This is a genomic window from Shewanella sp. 1311 (assembly GCF_059338235.1).
The window spans coordinates 3,240,181-3,259,113 of record NZ_CM181686.1 but is presented as its reverse complement, the minus strand read 5'-3'; the positions used below and the strand labels follow the sequence as shown (position 1 = coordinate 3,259,113).

General features: G+C 46.3%; 14 protein-coding genes. 5 read left to right on the top strand and 9 right to left on the bottom strand.

Features of this window, described 5'->3' with window-relative positions; all coding sequences use genetic code 11:
* Positions 1 to 411: 411 nt before the first annotated feature.
* From AC5YB3_RS14670 to AC5YB3_RS14645, 6 genes are all read right to left on the bottom strand, one after another.
* Entirely contained in the window at positions 412 to 990 is a 579-nt protein-coding gene (locus AC5YB3_RS14670; protein ID WP_012088141.1) for a porin family protein, read from the bottom strand.
* 459 nt (positions 991 to 1,449) lie between these two features.
* Positions 1,450 to 2,145 carry a DUF4336 domain-containing protein gene (locus AC5YB3_RS14665; RefSeq protein ID WP_259577045.1) on the bottom strand — a complete coding sequence of 232 codons (696 nt, stop codon included), beginning with the start codon at positions 2,143 to 2,145 and terminating at the stop codon, positions 1,450 to 1,452.
* A gap of 846 nt (positions 2,146 to 2,991) precedes the next feature.
* The gene (locus AC5YB3_RS14660; protein ID WP_259529787.1) at positions 2,992 to 3,849 is read right to left on the bottom strand and encodes a class I SAM-dependent DNA methyltransferase; all 858 of its coding nucleotides are present in this window, start codon (positions 3,847 to 3,849) and stop codon (positions 2,992 to 2,994) included.
* A 307-nt stretch (positions 3,850 to 4,156) separates the two neighbouring features.
* Positions 4,157 to 4,630: a hypothetical protein gene (locus AC5YB3_RS14655; RefSeq protein ID WP_494525597.1), complete on the bottom strand. Its 474-nt coding sequence runs from the start codon at positions 4,628 to 4,630 to the stop codon at positions 4,157 to 4,159.
* 125 nt (positions 4,631 to 4,755) lie between these two features.
* Entirely contained in the window at positions 4,756 to 5,529 is a 774-nt protein-coding gene (locus AC5YB3_RS14650; protein ID WP_494525596.1) for an EAL domain-containing protein, read from the bottom strand.
* A 206-nt stretch (positions 5,530 to 5,735) separates the two neighbouring features.
* The gene (locus tag AC5YB3_RS14645; protein ID WP_063884277.1) at positions 5,736 to 6,449 is read right to left on the bottom strand and encodes an oxidative stress defense protein; all 714 of its coding nucleotides are present in this window, start codon (positions 6,447 to 6,449) and stop codon (positions 5,736 to 5,738) included.
* A 416-nt stretch (positions 6,450 to 6,865) separates the two neighbouring features.
* Here AC5YB3_RS14645 and rimO point away from each other — a divergent pair, with 416 nt between their 5' ends.
* Entirely contained in the window at positions 6,866 to 8,284 is a 1,419-nt protein-coding gene (gene rimO / locus AC5YB3_RS14640) for a 30S ribosomal protein S12 methylthiotransferase RimO (protein WP_006083234.1), read from the top strand.
* Between the two features lie 173 nt (positions 8,285 to 8,457).
* On the opposite strand, the gene fumC is transcribed toward rimO, so the two are convergent.
* Both fumC and AC5YB3_RS14630 read right to left on the bottom strand, forming a co-directional pair.
* Entirely contained in the window at positions 8,458 to 9,861 is a 1,404-nt protein-coding gene (gene fumC, locus AC5YB3_RS14635) for a class II fumarate hydratase (protein WP_494525595.1), read from the bottom strand.
* A gap of 198 nt (positions 9,862 to 10,059) precedes the next feature.
* The gene (locus AC5YB3_RS14630; protein WP_494525594.1) at positions 10,060 to 10,284 is read right to left on the bottom strand and encodes a ribosome alternative rescue factor ArfA; all 225 of its coding nucleotides are present in this window, start codon (positions 10,282 to 10,284) and stop codon (positions 10,060 to 10,062) included.
* Between the two features lie 274 nt (positions 10,285 to 10,558).
* On the opposite strand from AC5YB3_RS14630, the gene AC5YB3_RS14625 reads away from it, so the two are divergent.
* Positions 10,559 to 11,407: a substrate-binding periplasmic protein gene (locus AC5YB3_RS14625; RefSeq protein WP_494525593.1), complete on the top strand. Its 849-nt coding sequence runs from the start codon at positions 10,559 to 10,561 to the stop codon at positions 11,405 to 11,407.
* Between the two features lie 283 nt (positions 11,408 to 11,690).
* Complete coding sequence (locus AC5YB3_RS14620; protein ID WP_494525592.1) at positions 11,691 to 13,817, top strand: TonB-dependent receptor; 2,127 nt, start codon at positions 11,691 to 11,693, stop codon at positions 13,815 to 13,817.
* Positions 13,818 to 14,038: 221 nt separating this feature from the next.
* Here AC5YB3_RS14620 and pmbA read toward each other — a convergent pair whose 3' ends face one another.
* Positions 14,039 to 15,382 (bottom strand): metalloprotease PmbA, encoded by a 1,344-nt coding sequence (pmbA, locus tag AC5YB3_RS14615; RefSeq protein ID WP_311999085.1) that lies wholly within the window; start codon positions 15,380 to 15,382, stop codon positions 14,039 to 14,041.
* A 451-nt stretch (positions 15,383 to 15,833) separates the two neighbouring features.
* Here pmbA and yjgA point away from each other — a divergent pair, with 451 nt between their 5' ends.
* Complete coding sequence (yjgA, locus tag AC5YB3_RS14610; protein ID WP_011847919.1) at positions 15,834 to 16,370, top strand: ribosome biogenesis factor YjgA; 537 nt, start codon at positions 15,834 to 15,836, stop codon at positions 16,368 to 16,370.
* Between the two features lie 29 nt (positions 16,371 to 16,399).
* Positions 16,400 to 18,910, top strand: a complete 2,511-nt coding sequence (locus AC5YB3_RS14605; protein ID WP_494525591.1) for an Ig-like domain-containing protein — start codon at positions 16,400 to 16,402, stop codon at positions 18,908 to 18,910.
* Positions 18,911 to 18,933 lie beyond the last annotated feature (23 nt).

The following is an 18,933-nucleotide window of genomic DNA, read 5'->3' as shown; positions in this document are numbered from 1 at the left end:
GCAATGGGTTGGGCTTTTTTTACTAAAAATATCGTTTTTTCAGCCAAATAGGTCAATTTAGTCAGTCATCATCCTTTGTAACCCTACTTCGCTAGCCTTTTAACGGCTAAGTGACTTTTTGTCACTTAAATGCCAACAGAAAGTGCATTATGTTCTTGTTTTATCTTGGGTGGCCTTATTTAGTCATTATTTAGTCCAGGTCAATTTAGTCGCCTTATTTAGTCCGGCCTTATTTAAGTCGTTTTTTCCCTTTTGGTCGGGTGTGGGGTGAAGCCCCACGACGTTGATTTTGACTTTGATTTAAAAAATAAAAACTCGGAGGGGCTTATTAGTAATATAAAAAAGGTGTGACACTTAGCGTGTCACACCTAGATAATCAATTTTTAAATTATAAATATCAAAAACGAATAATTAGAATCGATATTCAACACCTAAACTGGCTTGTTTAAAGTCTGTATCAGTATCTGCACCGTTGCTAACATTCTCAACGGTAATTCCTGCATCATACCAAGTGTACTCGGCATTAATTAAGAATCGATCTGTGACTTTAAATGCGACACCGGCACCGGCGAACACACCTTCATCATCTTTATTTCCAGAAAAACCTAACACATCATAATCTGTGGAATACCATAGTTGCCCACCTTTAGCGTACAACTCAACGCGATCGACAATGGGATATGAAACTTTTAGCGCAGCGGTATAACCATCTGTTTCTGCATTAGAAAGGCTATTGCCATAATCACCGAAGTTGACGTATCCGCCTTCGATAGCTAAATATTGGTTAAAGCGATAACCAACAAGCCCTTGAATAACATCGCTATTGTCATCGAAGTCATCTTTACCATCAACTTTTAAATAACCATAGTTAGCACCAACATAAATGCCATTTTCTGCGACATCATTATTTTTCATGTTCTCTGCATGAGAGTAAACACTAACAGAGGCTAAAGAAATAATGGCGGCCAAAGTAAGAATGGTATTTTTCATAATGTACTCCTAGTTAATTATTTAAATACGCTAAGTACATTACAAAAGTAATGCCAGACTTACCGAACTCAAGCTAAATAGATTTAAGAAAGTTAATAAAAAACATTACTATCAATGCCATACCTTAACTAAGATAATTTAAAATGAAGAAAAACCGTCTAAAATAACAGCTAAAATCACTTATATATTAATAGCTGTAAGTTGCACTCACTCTGGCGAATGTATTTATTGCCTATTGCATTGTAACTATTTCATAGATAAGGAATATATTCACAAACCAGCTACATCCCATCAACCTACAACATCTCACAAATTAGTCATCATTCATGTCGCACTGGTTAATTTTAAATGATATTGCAGATAGTTAACTCCCGAATTCAACTATAAAGTGTCCGCCTTTTATTCGCTGATAATGTATAGCGGTTTAAACGCTAAAATGATATTGAGGCAAAAATAATATTATCCTTCCCTATTTACCCAAGAAAATGATTTTTCCAAAAATGCCGTTGCATCATTCTCGATAATAAGACCATGGGCCATGATGATGGCTTTTGGCTCCCAAGCTAATATTTTATCAATATGACTGCGCGCTTGTGTCTTAGCAAACATAAAACTTAAGCGCCAATCTAAGGGCATTTTACCGTTTGGAGCGAGTATTCCCGCTCCGCGAGCCAATAATCGCTGTAAGGCATTAAAAGATTCAGGTGAAAAGTTTTCGATAAGATCCGTCACAATCAAAGTACGCGATGCTTTATGAAGGAACACACATTCCTGCATGAAATGAGAGCCCGTAAATAATATTTGGTCAATATCAGTCGCCCACATGGCATGAAATTGAGCGGTGAACAGCCCGTCAAAATGAAGATCTGGCCGCTTTGTTTGAACTTCTGCAGTGCCAAAACTTTGGGCCTGCGGATAACGTTGCTGCCAGTCCTTTAAAAATAGGTGGTGCAAGTGGTTAGGCGCAATAAGATAACGAACTTCGCCTAACGCTTCGACCAGTGCCTGAAGTTCAGAGGTGAGTTTGATTGGGCTATGTACCCACAAAGCACCATTATTCAAACGGATCACTGTCATCCGAGTGGTATAGGGCAAGGTAAAAAATGGTACGGCTTCACCATCAAAAATCCACAGGTTTTCTGCTAGTTGCTTCATATCAACTCTCCATACTGCCAGTCATTCCATCAATAATAGCGTTCGCTTTACCGTACATTGAAGCACGAAATCAGCCGCCAACCATCATCACAAAAGTATGAAAAGAGAATTGAAAAGACAGAGCACCCAAGACTCATTTTGTTTTTAAGGGCTAACAAACCTTACTTAAACCCAATGAATCGCCCTTCGACGTTGCGAAGAGGCATTGCGACGCTTTATAAAAAAGATCGGGTATGGCAGAGGGAATTAAGGGAGTAAACGCTTTGCTATTTTGGTCACGTGAAAGATAGGACAGGCACAAATCTTTAGGGATTAACAGCAAACGCCGAGATCACAGAAGTTCACCATCCCCTGCGAAGTTGCTGAAGGGCGTTGAAGACTCTTTATTGAAAGAATGGCGCGTGACGCAGACAGGACGTCTGCGTAGCTTTCGGGGAAAGGGGCGAATGAAAATCGGTGATTTTCGCGCTTATGAGCGAGAGGCAGGGACTACCGAACTGGAGGCTTTACATGGATGTAAAGCGGAGCCATCGGAAGCGTTAGCTATTTTCGAATAAGCACGAAGCCACTAATCAATGCATGTAACTTCGCTAGGGTGAGTGCAGCCTAGCAGCGTTACGAACGAGAGCCAGGGATGGCGAACTGGCAGTTAGACATGGACGTTGTTCGCCGGGGGATTTCCAAAAGGGGAACAGGCATTTTTCCCCTTTTTGTCGGGTGTGGGGTGAAGCCCCACGACCTTGATTTTGACTTTGGTTTTGATTTTATAAAGAAACTATCAACAGTCTAAATATGCAAAAGAAGACTGATGGAAGTAAAGAAAGTTGTCACACCTTCAACCCAAGGTTAAATCTTCACGCAGACAAACAGCGCGTTGCCGGATGCTAAATCCCACGGGACGATTCTTTCATAATCATGTTCGAAAACATGCACTTCAAAATAGGGGGCTAACAGTTCCTGCAGTTCAGTGAAGCTAGTCGCGACCATGGCATGTTGATCTTGCCATTGCTCAATGCTGTGTAGTTCTTGTAAGCCAACTTCCTGTAAACCTGCGGCGTGTAACCCCGCTTCCAGCGAGCCTAAATCTTTCATGTCAGAGACTGGTAAAGGCGAGGCTGACACCTCAGTAAACGGCAGACTACTTTTGGCAATACTCAACTTTAAGGACTGTTTCTCGCCTTGACCACTGTAATGCCAGCCGGATTCAAAGGCGAAATGGCTACCATCAAACTCGGCAAAATGCTTAACCGAGGCAGTGTTATCGATTCTGTGTTTATCGACCGTGTTAAAACAAAACAATCCGCCGTCATTGAGCGCACTGTGCACACTGGCGATACAACTTTTAAGTCGTTCGATACAAGCACTGTAATGGATGGAATATAAAAAACAGGTAATCAAGTCGACGCGCTCTTCTAAATAAAAAGCTGTCATATCTTGCAGGTTAAACTGGGCTTCGGGACAACGGCGCATGGCCATGTCGAGCATAGGCTGATTGATATCGAGGCCACTGCATTGATAACCAAGATCGATAAAATGCCGCACATGCGGACCCGTACCACAAGCTAAATCAAGGTGTTGTTTACCGTTATTACCAAGGAACTGATGCAGACGATGAATGCTCGCACTCTGTTGCTGGTAGTTAATATCAGAACACATTAAATCGTAATAGCCGGATAAATCTGTATAGAGCGCGTTGGAAGACATAGTAGCGAATAGGTAACAAGGGCAATTTTAGGTGGCGCATGATATATCAGTTAGCCGATATCAGAAACAAACAATTGCCCCACAGCTCAGTACTCCTAAAGCAAAAGCGGCCAATTGTACACTCAAGGATTCAATTCGAGTTCGTAGCGCGAACATAAAAAAGCTCAACCTGAGCGTCAGACAAGAGTGTCCAATAAGGATATGAAATAGGAGTCGCTAAGCGCGATAATCGCAGATAGAAGAACATCTTAGCAAAAGAAATGAAATCGCAGTGAACTCACAACACACATCGAGCTCACACTCGCAATTAACTACTTGCAGGCGCATCTCGCGGATTGCTCGCAAGGCGGCGCGGCGGCGCGGCGGCCACTTCACACATACCTGCAGTTTTACCTTCGCCAACACACCAAGCATTACAGTCAAAGGTATCAGGATGACCTAAGTCGTCACTGTGACCATGTATCACATCTTTGCCAGGATTGGATTCGACTAACAAGCCATCGGGCAAACACGCCTCACCAAACATTCTGCCATTAGGCACACCTTGTGCATCGGTACCGACATGGCAACCGGCAACACCGGGCGCAACACCATCACTGTCCTTCCACCAGCTCTGTTTGTTCTCTTGCCAATCTGAGGGTTTAAATTCTATGGTGCCCATGGCACCGGCCATTCCCTTGGCGCCATCTGAGGGTTCACCGATTTCACCGTGGGCAAATACTTGGCTAGCAAGCAGCAGGGAACAGGATGCGAATAGGGTTAAAGCTGTAAACTGTTTCATAACACCTCCTTTGTTTGAGTCAGAATAAGCTTAGCCAGATGTGTCGATATCGCCATTTTAGATTCGATGGTAAACACACAAAGCAGAAGAATAACCAGATAGTTTAAGACGTCGAACGAGCGCGGCTATGGTGCATGAAAGCTCAGCTCTTCATAGGTACTTAAATGTTCGAGCTTAGGTTTAGCAAAGTAATAACCCTGAAAATACTCAATCCCGATTCCAGCGAGATAATTCAGTTCGGCTTCGCTCTCAACGCCTTCGGCCAAGACTCTTGTATTAAGTTCTAGACAAATACGCAGTATTTCATCCACCGCCAGCTGTTTTTCTTTATCGACATCGATATCACGGATCAAAGTCATATCGAGTTTTAGCACTTGGGGACGCAGGGCATCTAACCAACTTAAATCAGCAAAACCACTGCCAAAATCATCAATTGCCGTGATAAAACCACGCTTAGCATAACTCTCGAAGATACGGACTAATTTCGCCCGATCGACAATTTGCTCACCCTCTGTCACTTCGAACATAATTTTGTGGATATCAAACCCATACATGTCGGCGGCTTCAATCGTCGCGCGGATACAGGTTTCAGGGTTATACACAGCATTGGGCAGAAAGTTGATACTGAGCATCTTATCGAGTCCCAACTTTGAAGCGGTTTCTATCGCTTTAACCCGACAAGCCTGATCAAAATAGTATTTGTTGCTATCGTTAATTCGCGCAAACACCCACGCGGCCCCTTCACCTTCGGGACCTCTAACAAGGGCTTCATAACCGCTAATCTCAAGGCTGGGCCAATGAATGATAGGTTGAAATGCCATGCGAATTTCAAATCCTAATGACTTACCACTTAAGCAATCCATGCATGTTTGCTGCTTTATTCGAGCGGGGAAATCCATAAACGGCCTCCTTAACATCACCTTACTAGTGTGAGGATAAATGTTTAAATTTGCCAGTTTTTACTGTTCATCATGTTAATAAAATCTGGAATATAAACAATAAAGGGCCGATGACAAAAAAAATGAAACGTTGGTGCGAGGCAGAAAAATAAAAATGGATGAATCCCTATTGGAGCTTCATCCATAGTCACAAGCTGATAATTGATTTACTTCAGTTTATAAATCACTTCGACTCTATCTTCTATGCTCACTTGGCCGTACTGATAGCTCTCGGCGGCGCCCATGGCATCGGCTTTGGCGCTCATGCGTAACATGACAGGTTGCACGGGGCGTTGATCGTAATAACGGATCTGCCAGATCTTACCTAGGTTCTCCCCAAAACCTTTAGCCAAAGACTCGGCTTTTTGTTTGGCATCCACAATCGCGGCTTGGCGTGCCTTGGCGACATATTCCGCTTCTTTACTCGATTTAAGGGCGATGTTGTTCACCCGATTCATGCCCTCTTCCAAGGCTGAATCTAAAATAGCATTTAAGCGGCTTAAGTCTGTTACCGTCACGGTAATTTGGCGACTGGCGGTGTAACCCGTCAGCTCTGGTGCCTTATCCTGCACATACACGTATTGCGGTTGAAGATTTAAATTCGCGCTCTGGATCTGGTCTTTAGTCACACCCGCTGCGGTGAGACGGGCGATAAACTTAGCCACGGCGGCATCGGAATTATCCTTGGCGGCTTTAGCGGTTTTTTCGGTCACGGCCACTTCCACATTCACATCCGCCATATCGGGCTCGACTTGGATTTGGCTCACACCCATGGTTTCAATGTGGGGGAAATCGACCTCAGCGGCGAGTACTGCTGGCGCCATAAACGTACTAGAAAAAAGACCACCCGCTACCAATACCGCTAAAAGAGAATTTTTCATAACTTACTCCAAAATAATGTGCTTATAGCTAAACCACTTCAAATAGAACGCATATTCAAACGAGACGGCTAACACGACTGTGTCGCTTATTTAGCGCTTAGGCTATCAGTAAAAAGTGCCAATACCTGTGCCAATATGTAACAGCATCAACAAACTGTCTCTTGCTCCCTATAAACGCGGCGGATTTTAAAAAGGGTTAATTTTTCTGAAAAATATTTAGCTCTTTTTATCCCTATGGGTTGACTGCGGATCTCTAGCGGATATCTCTATACCCACACCCAAAATAGGCCTTAGGGTTAACTGGCATATTCAGCGCCCCAGTTGTACACTTTTCAGCCAAAGCTACTGTACCTTTTAACCACTTCAGGTATAATCCGCCATCTTTTTTAAGGCTGCTCTAACCTCAGCGAGAAACCATGACAGTTGAAACTTTTAAACCCAAGCAAACGACCACGCTTGATATCCCAGTAAAAACATTAGAAGCAGCAAGCACTAATGCTGTTACCACTGGGAATCGCATCGGTTTTGTGTCTTTGGGCTGCCCAAAAAACCTCGTGGATTCAGAGCGTATTCTGACTCAGTTACGCATCGACGGCTACGAAGTGACTAACAGCTACGCCAATGCCGATCTGGTTATCGTCAACACCTGCGGCTTTATCGATGCTGCGGTTGAAGAATCTCTGGACGCTGTGCGTGAAGCCTTAGAAGAAAACGGCAAAGTGATCGTAACTGGCTGCCTTGGCGCCAAAGAAAACCAAATCCGCGAAGTACATCCAGATGTGTTAGAAATCACTGGCCCACACAGCTATGAAGCCGTGTTGAAGCACGTTCACAAATATGTGCCTAAGCCAGAACACAACCCTTTCACGTCATTAATCCCACAAACTGGGGTTAAGTTAACGCCTAAGCATTACGCTTATTTAAAGATTTCAGAAGGTTGCGACAACCGTTGTACTTTCTGCATCATCCCTTCGCTACGTGGCGATCTCGACAGCCGCCCAGCGGGCAGCATCTTAGATGAAGCTAAGCGTTTAGTGGAATCAGGCGTACAAGAAATTCTAGTTGTGAGCCAAGACACCTCGGCCTACGGCAAAGACAAAGGCGGTCGTACCGATTTTTGGAACGGTATGCCAGTCAAGCAAGACATTACTAGCCTAGCGCGCCAACTGGGTAAAATGGGCGCTTGGGTGCGTCTGCATTATATCTATCCCTACCCATGGGTTGACGATTTGATCCCGCTAATGGCGGAAGGTTTAATCCTGCCGTATTTGGATATTCCAATGCAGCATGCTAGCCCACGTATCCTGAAGATGATGAAACGCCCAGGCCGTGTTGACCGTCAGTTAGAAGCGATTCAACGCTGGCGTGAAATCTGCCCCGATCTAGTGATCCGCTCGACCTTTATCGTCGGCTTCCCAGGTGAAACCGAAGAGGATTTCCAAATCCTGCTCGATTTCTTAAAAGAAGCCCGCCTTGATCGCGTAGGTTGCTTTAAGTATTCAGAAGTGGATGGCGCTGTCGCCAACACCATCGCCGAGCTTATCAGCGAAGAAGTGAAAGAAGACAGATACCACAGATTTATGGAAGTCCAAGCCGAGATCAGCGCCGAGCGTTTAGCCCGTTTCGTTGGCCGTACCTTAGATATTCTGATTGACGATGTAGACGAAGAAGGCGCCATTGGCCGCAGCTTCGCCGATGCACCAGAAATCGACGGTATGGTGTTTATCAATGGTGAAACTGAGTTGGAACCAGGCATGTTAGTGCGTGCCCGCATCACCCATTCAGACGAACACGATCTGTGGGCTGAAGTGGTAGACGCAGACACCCAAGACTAAGCCATTCTGATACAGGACAGGCTATGACTCAAAAAGCGAACCTCTGGTTCGCTTTTTGTTTTTTATCATTTCGTCAGCATTAACACGGCGAATGCTTCAGCTTCCTTACCCCACTGTTTCACCTCACTATTTCTTTCGCTCATTTATCAACGGCTAGTCTGAGACGTTATGAATTAAGCATCTGGCCCTAACATCTTATTGGCATCGACCCAAAGCTCGAACTCTTCTGCTGTCACCAACTCAAGTTCTAATGCCGCTTGGCGCAGTGTCTTGTGCTCGCTATGGGCTTTTTTAGCTATTTTAGCGGCCTTTTCATAACCGATATGTTGATTCAGCGCCGTCACTAGCATGAGTGAGTTTTCCACATGAAGAGCAATTTGCGGTTCATTTGCCACTATGCCGACCACGCAGTGATCGTTAAACGACTGACAAGCATCCCCCAATAAGCGCCCCGATTGCAGCACATTGGCGATAATCATCGGCTTAAACACATTGAGCTCAAACTGACCATTACTGCCACCAATGCCGACGGCAACATCATTGCCCATGATTTGCGCGCACACCATAGTCATGGCCTCGACCTGAGTCGGGTTGACTTTTCCCGGCATGATGGAGGAACCCGGTTCATTTTCAGGCAGGAATAACTCAGCGATGCCGCAGCGCGGTCCAGAACCTAACATCCTAATATCATTTGCGATCTTCATTAAACTTACCGCCGCGACTTTATAGGCCGCCGACAGGGCGACTAATTCATCGTGGGCAGCAAGGGCGGCAAACTTATTCGGCGCCGTCACTAAGGGCAAGCCTGTGAGCTTTGCGATATTGTCCGCCACCTTAACGGCGTAATCCTTATGCGTATTCAGCCCAGTGCCCACGGCAGTCGCACCTAAGGCTAACTCGGCCACCCGCTTAAGACTGTGCTCAATGCCTTCGAGGGCATGACTTAACTGCGCGGCGTAACCCGAAAACTCTTGGCCTAAGGTTAACGGTGTCGCATCCATAAAATGCGTGCGGCCGATTTTAACTAGGTGCGCAAACTCCTCGGCCTTGTGCTGCAAGCTCTGCTGTAGTGACGTCATGCAGGGCAAAACCAGCTCTACGGCTTGACGATAGGCAGCAATGTGCATGGCGGTAGGGAAAGTATCGTTGGAAGATTGCGAGCGGTTAACATCATCATTAGGATGCAAACATTTAACCGTATCCGTGAGTTGCCCGCCAGAGAGCACATGGCCGCGATAGGCGATCACTTCATTGACGTTCATATTGGTTTGCGTGCCCGAGCCCGTTTGCCAAATCACCAAGGGAAATTGCGTATCGAGTTCGCCTGCTATCAGCTCATCGCACACTTGGGCAATCAGTTGGGCTTTAGCTTGAGTCACAGTGCCAAGTTGTTGATTGGTGATGGCGGCGGCCTTTTTGAGATAACCAAATGCATGGATCACTTCAATCGGCATTGACGCTTCGACACCGATACGAAAGTGCTGCCGCGAACGCTCGGTTTGCGCCCCCCAATAACAGTCTGCGGGGACTTGTACCTCACCCATAGTGTCGTGTTCGATTCGATATTGCTGTGCCATGCGCATCTCCTTCGCTAAAACCCTCTAAGCATTCACCATACTCGCTCAGGGCGAAAGTACAATTAACCTCCAACAAGGAGTATCAATGATAAGGCTGATTTAAACGTAAAGATTGGCGTAAAGGCAGGCGGAAGAGCGTGAATTGGCAGGATTAGCGAGGGATTAAAGCAAGTGGGCTAAAGCAGGGAAAGCAACAGATTAACAAAAGCTCAGACGTAGAAAGTCAAAAGGGACATCGCCCTTGTGCTGATGCCCCTTTCGGTTTTGTGCATTACGGTCGTATGACCCTTTGCCCTTTTTCGCTTTCTCGGTACGGGTCCTAAATAAAGGGCTCGTCACTAACGCTTTAAGTGCGTTGTCGGTAATGGTGCCTCGACCACTTTCGTGTTCTAAGGTCATATTTTGCGGTTTTTGCTTAGTCATTTGATGCCTCACTGCTTAATGAAAGTTAAGCCCATAGCCTAACAGCGCAAACTATAACGCAATCAAATCAGATGTACAGAGTTTGTGCACTCCAACATAAAAAATGGCGTTGACTAGTAGGAAAGTATGATAGATTATTCAAACAAAAATAATATATTAGCTTAATAATCAATAAGATTTAGTTAATGAATTTTAAGATTTAGTTTACGGACTTTGCCATAACCTTTATTGGCACTCAGGTTACACTTTGTAATCGACAGATAAGGAGATCAATTTGAAATCCACCTTAGTCGCTCAACCTTGGCTCGGCGCACTGCTCTTGCTGATGACACTCCAAGCCCCGCTCGCCAATGCCTTTTCCAGTTCCGACGCCTGCGTGATTACTATGGGGTATCGCACCAGCGAACGCTTACCTTTTATCGGAGACGAACACAATAATACGGGATTTTATCACGACCTTTACCAAGCGGCGGCGGACAAGATTGGCTGCAAACTCAATATAGTGCGCGCCCCTAAATTACGCATTTTGCGGGATCTCAAACTCGGCAATATCGACTTTTATCCCGGGCTTAACTTCACCGAAGATCGGGCTAAATACGCGCACTTTATCCCTAATGGACTTTCACAACGCGCCATAGGCATTAGCCGTGCGGGCGCCGCCGATATTCGCTCGATTGAGCAGTTGGTCAACAACAAGATGACCCTCTTAATCGCCCCTGGCAGTTACGACTTTGGCGGCCTGCCCGACAAAATACAAGTACGTAAACCGCCTGAACTCAATGTGTCTAAAGCCTTGGATTATTTGCTTTCAAACCAAGGGGATTTTTTCATCTACGATCAAACCACACTGCATTATTACCTAAAGGATCGCAACCCAACTAAGTTCAAACTCCACTATAACTGCTGCCAATCTGCGCAGGAAATGTACCTCGGCTTCTCGAAAAAAAGCCGTCACTTCCGCGGTAGACACAACCCTAACTATCACGCCGAAAACCCCATCAGCCCAGATAATAATCCCACAGTGTTAGCGCCTGATTCTAAAGCCTTCCAGTTTGCCAAAGCACTCGCTGCCATGGATTCCCAAGGCGAAACTCAGCGGCTGTATAGCAAGTATTTTGGTTAGCTCAAGTCTTAAAAACTCACGCCTCCTCTAACGGCCGATAAAGCAGGATTCCATTGATGTGCTTATCGATGATTGATGATTGATGATTGATGAGCACAATGTTTAAAGAGTCAAAGAAAATCATGGCCTAAGTGATTCAAGTGCGAGGAATTTACCTTCTGCTCAAGCTCAATTCTGTTTTTAACCCGCTTTGTTGCCCTCTGCGACAATATGCCGCACCTGCCACACTGAGATGCTCTTTATAATGCAGCGCAATTAATCCAAGTGAATGGAAGACAATAAGATGGCTGCAAATTCTGCGTATTTATCTCACCCGTTTAAAACTTCAGTAATTTCCTCATCCCTCGCAATCGCCATGGGCTTATCGCTAGCGCCACAGGCAATGGCCGATGACAGCGAATTAGCCAATATTGAACGCTTAGAAGTCCACGGCCAACAGACCGAAAACCGCAACACGCTAGGTTCGGCTGAAAACCTGCTGAAAGGACAAGGAGTAGATTTCTCCGAAGCGGGTGGCGTATCGGCCCTGCCTATCCTCAATGGCATGATGGGCGATCGCATCAAAGTGTTAGTTGATGGTGCGGACATTACCGCTTCCTGCGCCAATCAAATGAATCCACCGCTGTCCTATATTTCCGCCAATCAAGTCACCACAGCCGAAGTGATTGCGGGTGTATCGCCAGTCAGCGCGGGTGGCGACAATATCGCGGGTGTGATCAAAGTCAGCAGCCTTAATCCTAAATTTGGCGAAAGCGATAGCATCAAGTGGAATAGCGGCGATATCTCAACGGGATACCGCAGCGTGAGTGATACCTTGCTACTGGGCACCAATGCCACAGTTGCCAGCAAAAATATCAGCCTAAGCTATCAAGGCGCCTATGAAGATGCCAACAGCTATAAAGATGGCAATGGCGATAAAGTCATCGATACCCTGTACCGCGCACAAAACCATGCATTGACCGCCGCATGGCGCGATGAGACTCAACAAGTCGCCATCAAACTGACCCATCAGAATATTCCATTTCAAGGTTTTGCTAACCAATACATGGATATGACAGATAACAAGAGTTACGGTGCCCTCGCCCGTTATCAACTTAAACTCGACGATGACGGTGAGTTCAGCGCCCAATTCAATTGGCACGGCGTGAAGCACGAGATGGGCTTTTTCACCCCAGAAAAAACCGGCAAGATGCCGATGAACACTGAAGGTGACGACTACAGCTATCAACTGCACTGGCGCTTGCCAATGGGCGATGACAGCACCTTACTGGTCGGCCAAGAATTCTATAGCTACCAGCTCGACGATGTGTGGCCTGCAGTGCCAGGCACTATGATGGCGCCGAATGACTACATTAACATCAACGATGGTGAACGCCGCCGCGCCGCCGTTTATGGCGAATGGCAGCAAGATTTGAGCCCTAGCTGGTGGTTATCGGCGGGTGTTCGCTTTGAGTATGTCACCACCAATACTGGTGAAGTCCAAGCTTATAGTGACATGCCAATGATGGGCATGCCGAATATGGATGCCGCTGCGGCGCAGGCCTTTAACGAGATGGACAGAGAGCGTAATGATGATCTGATTGACGCCACCTTACTGGCTCGCTATCAGTTATCGGCCAATCAACAACTTGAGTTTGGCCTTGCCCGCAAGAATCGAGCCCCCAATCTGTACGAGCGTTACAGCTGGGGTCGCGGCACTATGGCAACCACTATGATAGGTTGGTATGGCGATGGTAATGGTTATGTGGGTAATCCAGATCTAAAGCCAGAAACTGCCCACACCCTGAGCGCAGCCTACAAATATAACGGTGATAGCTGGCAAGTCTCGACCACAGCTTGGTACACAACTGTGACTGACTATATCGATGCCGAAGTGATTGGTAGCTTCAATCGCACTAGCTCAGCTGATGGAAAACGCAATATTCTTCAATTCACTAACTTAGATGCCAATCTCTATGGTGCACGTTTTAATGCGCTCTATCAGTTTGCCGAAACCAGCACAGGTAAATGGCAAGTGTTAGGCAAAGTGAATGTGACCCGTGGTGAGCGAGATGAAGGCAATGAGCCTTTATATCAAATCAAGCCGCTGCAAACCGAGCTGGCACTGCAACATCAACTCGGTAACTGGGAAAACAGTCTTTCATGGCAATGGGTTGCGACCAAAGATCGCGTGGATGACCGCCGCCTTGAAAATGAAACCGATAGCTACTCCTTGCTTAACTTAAACAGCAGCATGAAATGGCAGGATCTGACTGTCACCTTCGCGGTGAATAACCTATTCGACAGCTACTATGAGCTACCGCTAGGCGGTGTGAGTGTGGCGGAATTTAAGGCCGATAATACCAATGGCTTTAAGCAGATTGCCGGTGCAGGCCGCTCGTTCGAACTCAGCGCAAGCTATGCGTTTTAGCGACTGATTTTTAACGACATGGATTTGTAACAATACCGCTGATTAGGGCGAATAGCCCTAATCGGCGCGTTAAACAAAAAGGGCAAGCAGATTAAGTGATTAATCGCTTGCCCTTTTTTATGCTCAAACCACATTCATGCTACTGACGCTAAAGCACTGGCACTAAAACGCTGAGACGACTTAAGCGCTATGCAGCACGGCTGAACGAGTGAGACTATGGATTAGTTACCCGCAATCTTCATTTCAGATAACAAGATACCGCCGGTACGAATCGATGAGCGCAGATCAAAATCCTTACTCACGGCTTGCACGCCACGGAACATCTCTTTCAAGTTACCTGCGATAGTGATTTCTTCCACTGGATATTGGACCTCACCATTTTCAACGTAGAAACCCGCCGCACCACGGGAATAATCGCCCGTTACCATGTTCACGCCTTGGCCCATGACTTCGGTCACAATCAAACCTGTGCCCATGTCTTTTACCAATTCGTCGAAGGTTTGGCCTGTGTGGCCGAGCGTCCAGTTATAGATACCGCCCGCATGACCCGTGTTGGTTAAGCCTAACTTGCGCGCCGAGTAACTGGTCAGCAAATAGGTTTCTAACATGCCGCGGTCGATAATACGTCTATCTTGAGTCGACACGCCTTCGCTGTCGTAGTTCGCGCTCGCCAGTGCGCCCAGTAAATGCGGCTGTTCTTCGATATTGAACCAATCGGGGAAGATTTGGGTGTTGATCGAATCCAATAAGAAACTGGATTTACGGTATAAACTGCCACCGCTGATCGCACCGATGAAGTGGCCGATTAACCCTGTGGCGATATCTGGCGCTAATAAAATAGGTAAACGCGTTGTCGCAATCTTACGCGCACCAAGGCGGCTGACTGTCTTCTCGGCTGTTTTTAAACCTACGGTTTCAGGCGCAAGCATCTCGCTGAATTTACGGGCGATAGTGTAATCGTAATCCCGTTGCATATTGCCTTCGCTATCTTCACCGATCACGCTGCAACTTAAGCTATAACGCGAGCTGCAATACCCGTTTAAGAAACCGTGGCTGTTGCCATACACTTTAACCGCAGTGTGGGCATTGGCACTAGCGCCGTCGGAATTATTAATGCGCGGATCGGCATCGAGTGCCGCAGTTTCGGCGCGGATCGCCAGTTGGGCTAACTCATCGGGGGAAATATCTTCTGGATAATACAGCTGAAGATCGCGGATCTGAGTTGCCATCAAGGCTTTATCGGCAAGACCACTGAATGGATCCGGAGAAGTATAACGGGCGATATCGTCGGCCGCTTTCACCGCTAAGGCGATGGCCTCTGGACTTAAATCCGACGTTGATGAACTGCCCTTGCAACCATCGCGGTAAACCGTAATCCCTAAGGCACCATCTTTATTAAATTCAACGGTTTCAACTTCTTTTAAACGGGTAGAAACCGACAAACCTTGTTGTTTACTGATTGCCACTTCGGCAGCATTCGTTCCTAATTTGTTGGCATATTCCAGCGCCACGGCCACCGCATCTTTCAGCGCGCCCAATTCACTATCGATTCTGTTCAAAGACACAAAGCTACTCTTTCGTTGTCGGCAATTGCCGTAGCATAACAAACACAAATCCCATTCACATTAATTATTCGCGGCCGACTTAGGCTTGAGAGCGTATCCTATACCCAAACAACCTGAAGATGCAGGATTCAGCGGGAGTTTAACGCACTTTAGGCAAGGCGGTTATTTGCAGACCTAGCGGGCTAAGTTAAAAATAACCAACACAGCATAAAGTGCGTTACCCCGTGGTTAACATCAGCCGCCGGGACGGAGCGCCTAGGGCACTCCACTTCCGTGTTGCATCAATTCAAAAGGTGGCCGACATTCTGTCATTGATGCGCCTTGAATTGAAGCACCCTAGGCGCTCTGAAACTCGTATCTTCAGGTAGCTTGGGTATAAGCACATTCACCTAGGCGATTTTTGGCTGGAGATGTTATTATTAGCCAGTAAATTACTTGAGGTTTTATCTATATGAAGATTGTTGGTGATTCAGAACATTTTAAACAGCCCTACGACATAGATGAAGATTATGTCAGCAGCAAAACAACGGACAAGCGTGACAGTGAAGCCGTGCAAAAAGTCGGTATGGAGCTTGTTTCACTGAGCAAGACTCAGCTAGATAAAATCGAGCTGGATGAGTTTTTGTACGACGCTATCCTGCAAACACGCAAAATCAAGGTTAATACTGAGGCGTATCGTCGCCACATGCAGTATATCGGCAAATTGATGCGTAATTTTGATATTGAGCCTATCAAGGCTTCACTCGCTATCGTGTTGAATAAAAACAACAACGAAACTGCGAAGTTGCAGATGTTCGAAAAAATGCGTGAACGCTTACTCACCCAAGGTGATGATGAAATTCAAACCTTAGTCGAGCATTATCCGCAATTAGACAGACAAAAACTGCGTACTTTGGTGCGTCAAGCCACCAAGGAACTGGCCAAAGGTCCAGAATCAAAATCATCTAAAGAGCTGTTTAAATATCTACGCAGCGAAATCCAAGACTAATTAACTTCAGCCCCACAAGGATGTTGCTTATGCGACTTAGCAAAACGTTATGTAGCCTAGCTTTGCTTTTTATTGGACTATTTGGACTCGGGGCCTGTAACGGCCCTGCGGACGAAGATAACGGTGGCACAGATGCCATTGACGGTATCTATAAACTGTCTATCGACTTTAAAACCTTATCGGGTTCTGAATGCGGCAGTTTGACTTCACTCCATAGTTTCCCTAAAGACACAGGTTTTTGCGCAGTCGCGAAGTTAAAGAAAGGCTCCGCTACAGTGAGCTATCAGAAAGTCGACTTTACGACTGACCTTGGTGTATTAACACCTAGTAGCAAACTAACAAACAATAACGGTGAAGCCATTATTGTCGTTAGTAATCCTGATTTACTTGTCAATGCAGGGACAATTACTGCAACGACAACCCCAAAAGATTCCACAACTGCGCTAACAGCTACGCGCGAGTTTGAGTTTTTAAGTGCTAGCGATGGTACTTCTCCTGCAGCACCTAAACTCAGCGCCAGTATTTTAAACAACTCCGCCTTAGTAACGAGCTTTAAAGTCGATGAGCCGGTGCAACTGCAAGCTATATTGCTCGATAGCGAAAGCAACGGCATCGAAGGCGCGAAAGTGACGTTCAGCGCCGGCTCTGCAGTACTCAACCCTGCAAGTACTTTGACCAAAACCAATGGTATTGCGCAGGTGACCTATACGCCAAGTGCAACTGAATTAGGGGCAAACTCCCTCACAGTAACAGTGGACTATCAAGGTCAATCGTTGCAAACCAGCAGTCTGTATGAAGTCTTGAGTAAAGATGCGGTCAATCAAGAAGGCACGCTGAAACTCGGCTCATTCAATGGCGCTGTCTTTACTGAAGGCAAACTGGTGAGTACCTTAACGGCCGATGCCAATGGCGCATATAAGATTAGCGCAGGTGGTAGCTTTGGGGTGACCGCAAGTTTAGTCTTAGAGGCCAATGACGGTACTATTACCCGAGTCCAAACACCCTCTTCCATCAGCTTTAGCTCAGATTGCACCAGCAGTAATAGTGCGACACTCGATACCCCAGTTACGACCTTATCGGGTAATGCGAGCTCAACCTTCCAAGACACCAGTTGCAGTGGCAACAGTGAACGTAGCGACCAAATCATCGCCACGACAGTGGCCGGCAATCAGACGCTAACGGCGAATTTCCCGTTCACACTGCAACGCCAAACACTTGCCAGCTTAAGTTTTGAGTCGGCAGAGCCGGCACAAATTCGCATCAAAGGTGCGGGTGGCACAGGTGCAAGCGAATCCTCTTTAGTCAGCTTCAAAGTCACCAGCGCTAATGGAAAACCCACTGAGCAACAAAAGGTTAGCTTTACCTTAGACACTGTGGTTGGCGGTTTAAGTTTTGCTAATGGCACTGCTCACGCGGAAGGCCTGACTAATATCCAAGGTATCACCAGTGTGCGCGTATTATCCGGCACAGTACCGACACCAGTACGCGTAGTCGCTACTGCCGTTGACGCTGATACGAGCGAAGTCATCACTAGCCAGTCAGAGCAACTAACAGTCAATACCGGCTTGCCGCAACAGCTTGGGTTTAGTCTATCAACGACAGTATTCAATCCAGAAGCGGGTGACTTTAATGGTGAAACCGCAACGATCACCATTCGAGCCTCCGATAGTTTTGGCAATCCAGCACCCGATGATACTGCTGTCAACTTCACGACAGAAGGTGGTGGCATAACCTCTCCATGTTTAACTAAAAATGGGACTTGTAGCGTTGTTTGGACTTCACAAACGGCACGCGTACCCGATCACCGCATCACTATTCTCGCTTATGCCTTAGGTCACGAAACCTTCTTCGATACCAATGGCAATAACATCTTTGATGATGCCGATATCAGTAAAGACATCAATGGCACGCCTGTGACTGACTTGGCTTGTTTAACGAATTCAGGCGTTGCAAAAAAATGCACCGGTAATGGTATGGACATCGAAGCCTATCTTCCTAGTGGTTTTAGTGATCTAGGTGATGCGTTTAGGGATGACAATGAAGATGGCATTAGGAATTCAGCCGAACCATTTTGGAATACTCAAGCAAAAGAATATAGTTTTGCCGATGGTAAATTTAACGGTCCACAATGCGAAAGCACACTCTGTGGTAAAGACCAAGCCAATAAAACCTATATCCGCAAAGCCTTAGTGATGAGTATGTCAGGCTCACAGGCTTATATCAGTGTGATGCAAGACGGTGTGTTATTGCCGAGTGTGAATGACATCAAACCTGTGGCCGTTGGTGCTAGTTCTGAGTTTGTAGTATTTGTCCACGACAGTGCGAATCAAATCATGCCTGCTACGACTAGTATCGAACTTTGCGTCGATTGTGCTGGAGCGCCTAAAACCTTCGAAGTGCCCAATACTGTTTATGCGAAAGGCAGTCTAGGTTCGCCGCTGAAATTTACAGCATCGGCCAACGCCAGTGTATCGGTGAAAGTCACAACCCCTAAAAATGTGGTCACTGATGACTTAGGTTTCACAGTACCATCGCTTTAAAACTCGATTAAGCAAACTGAAAA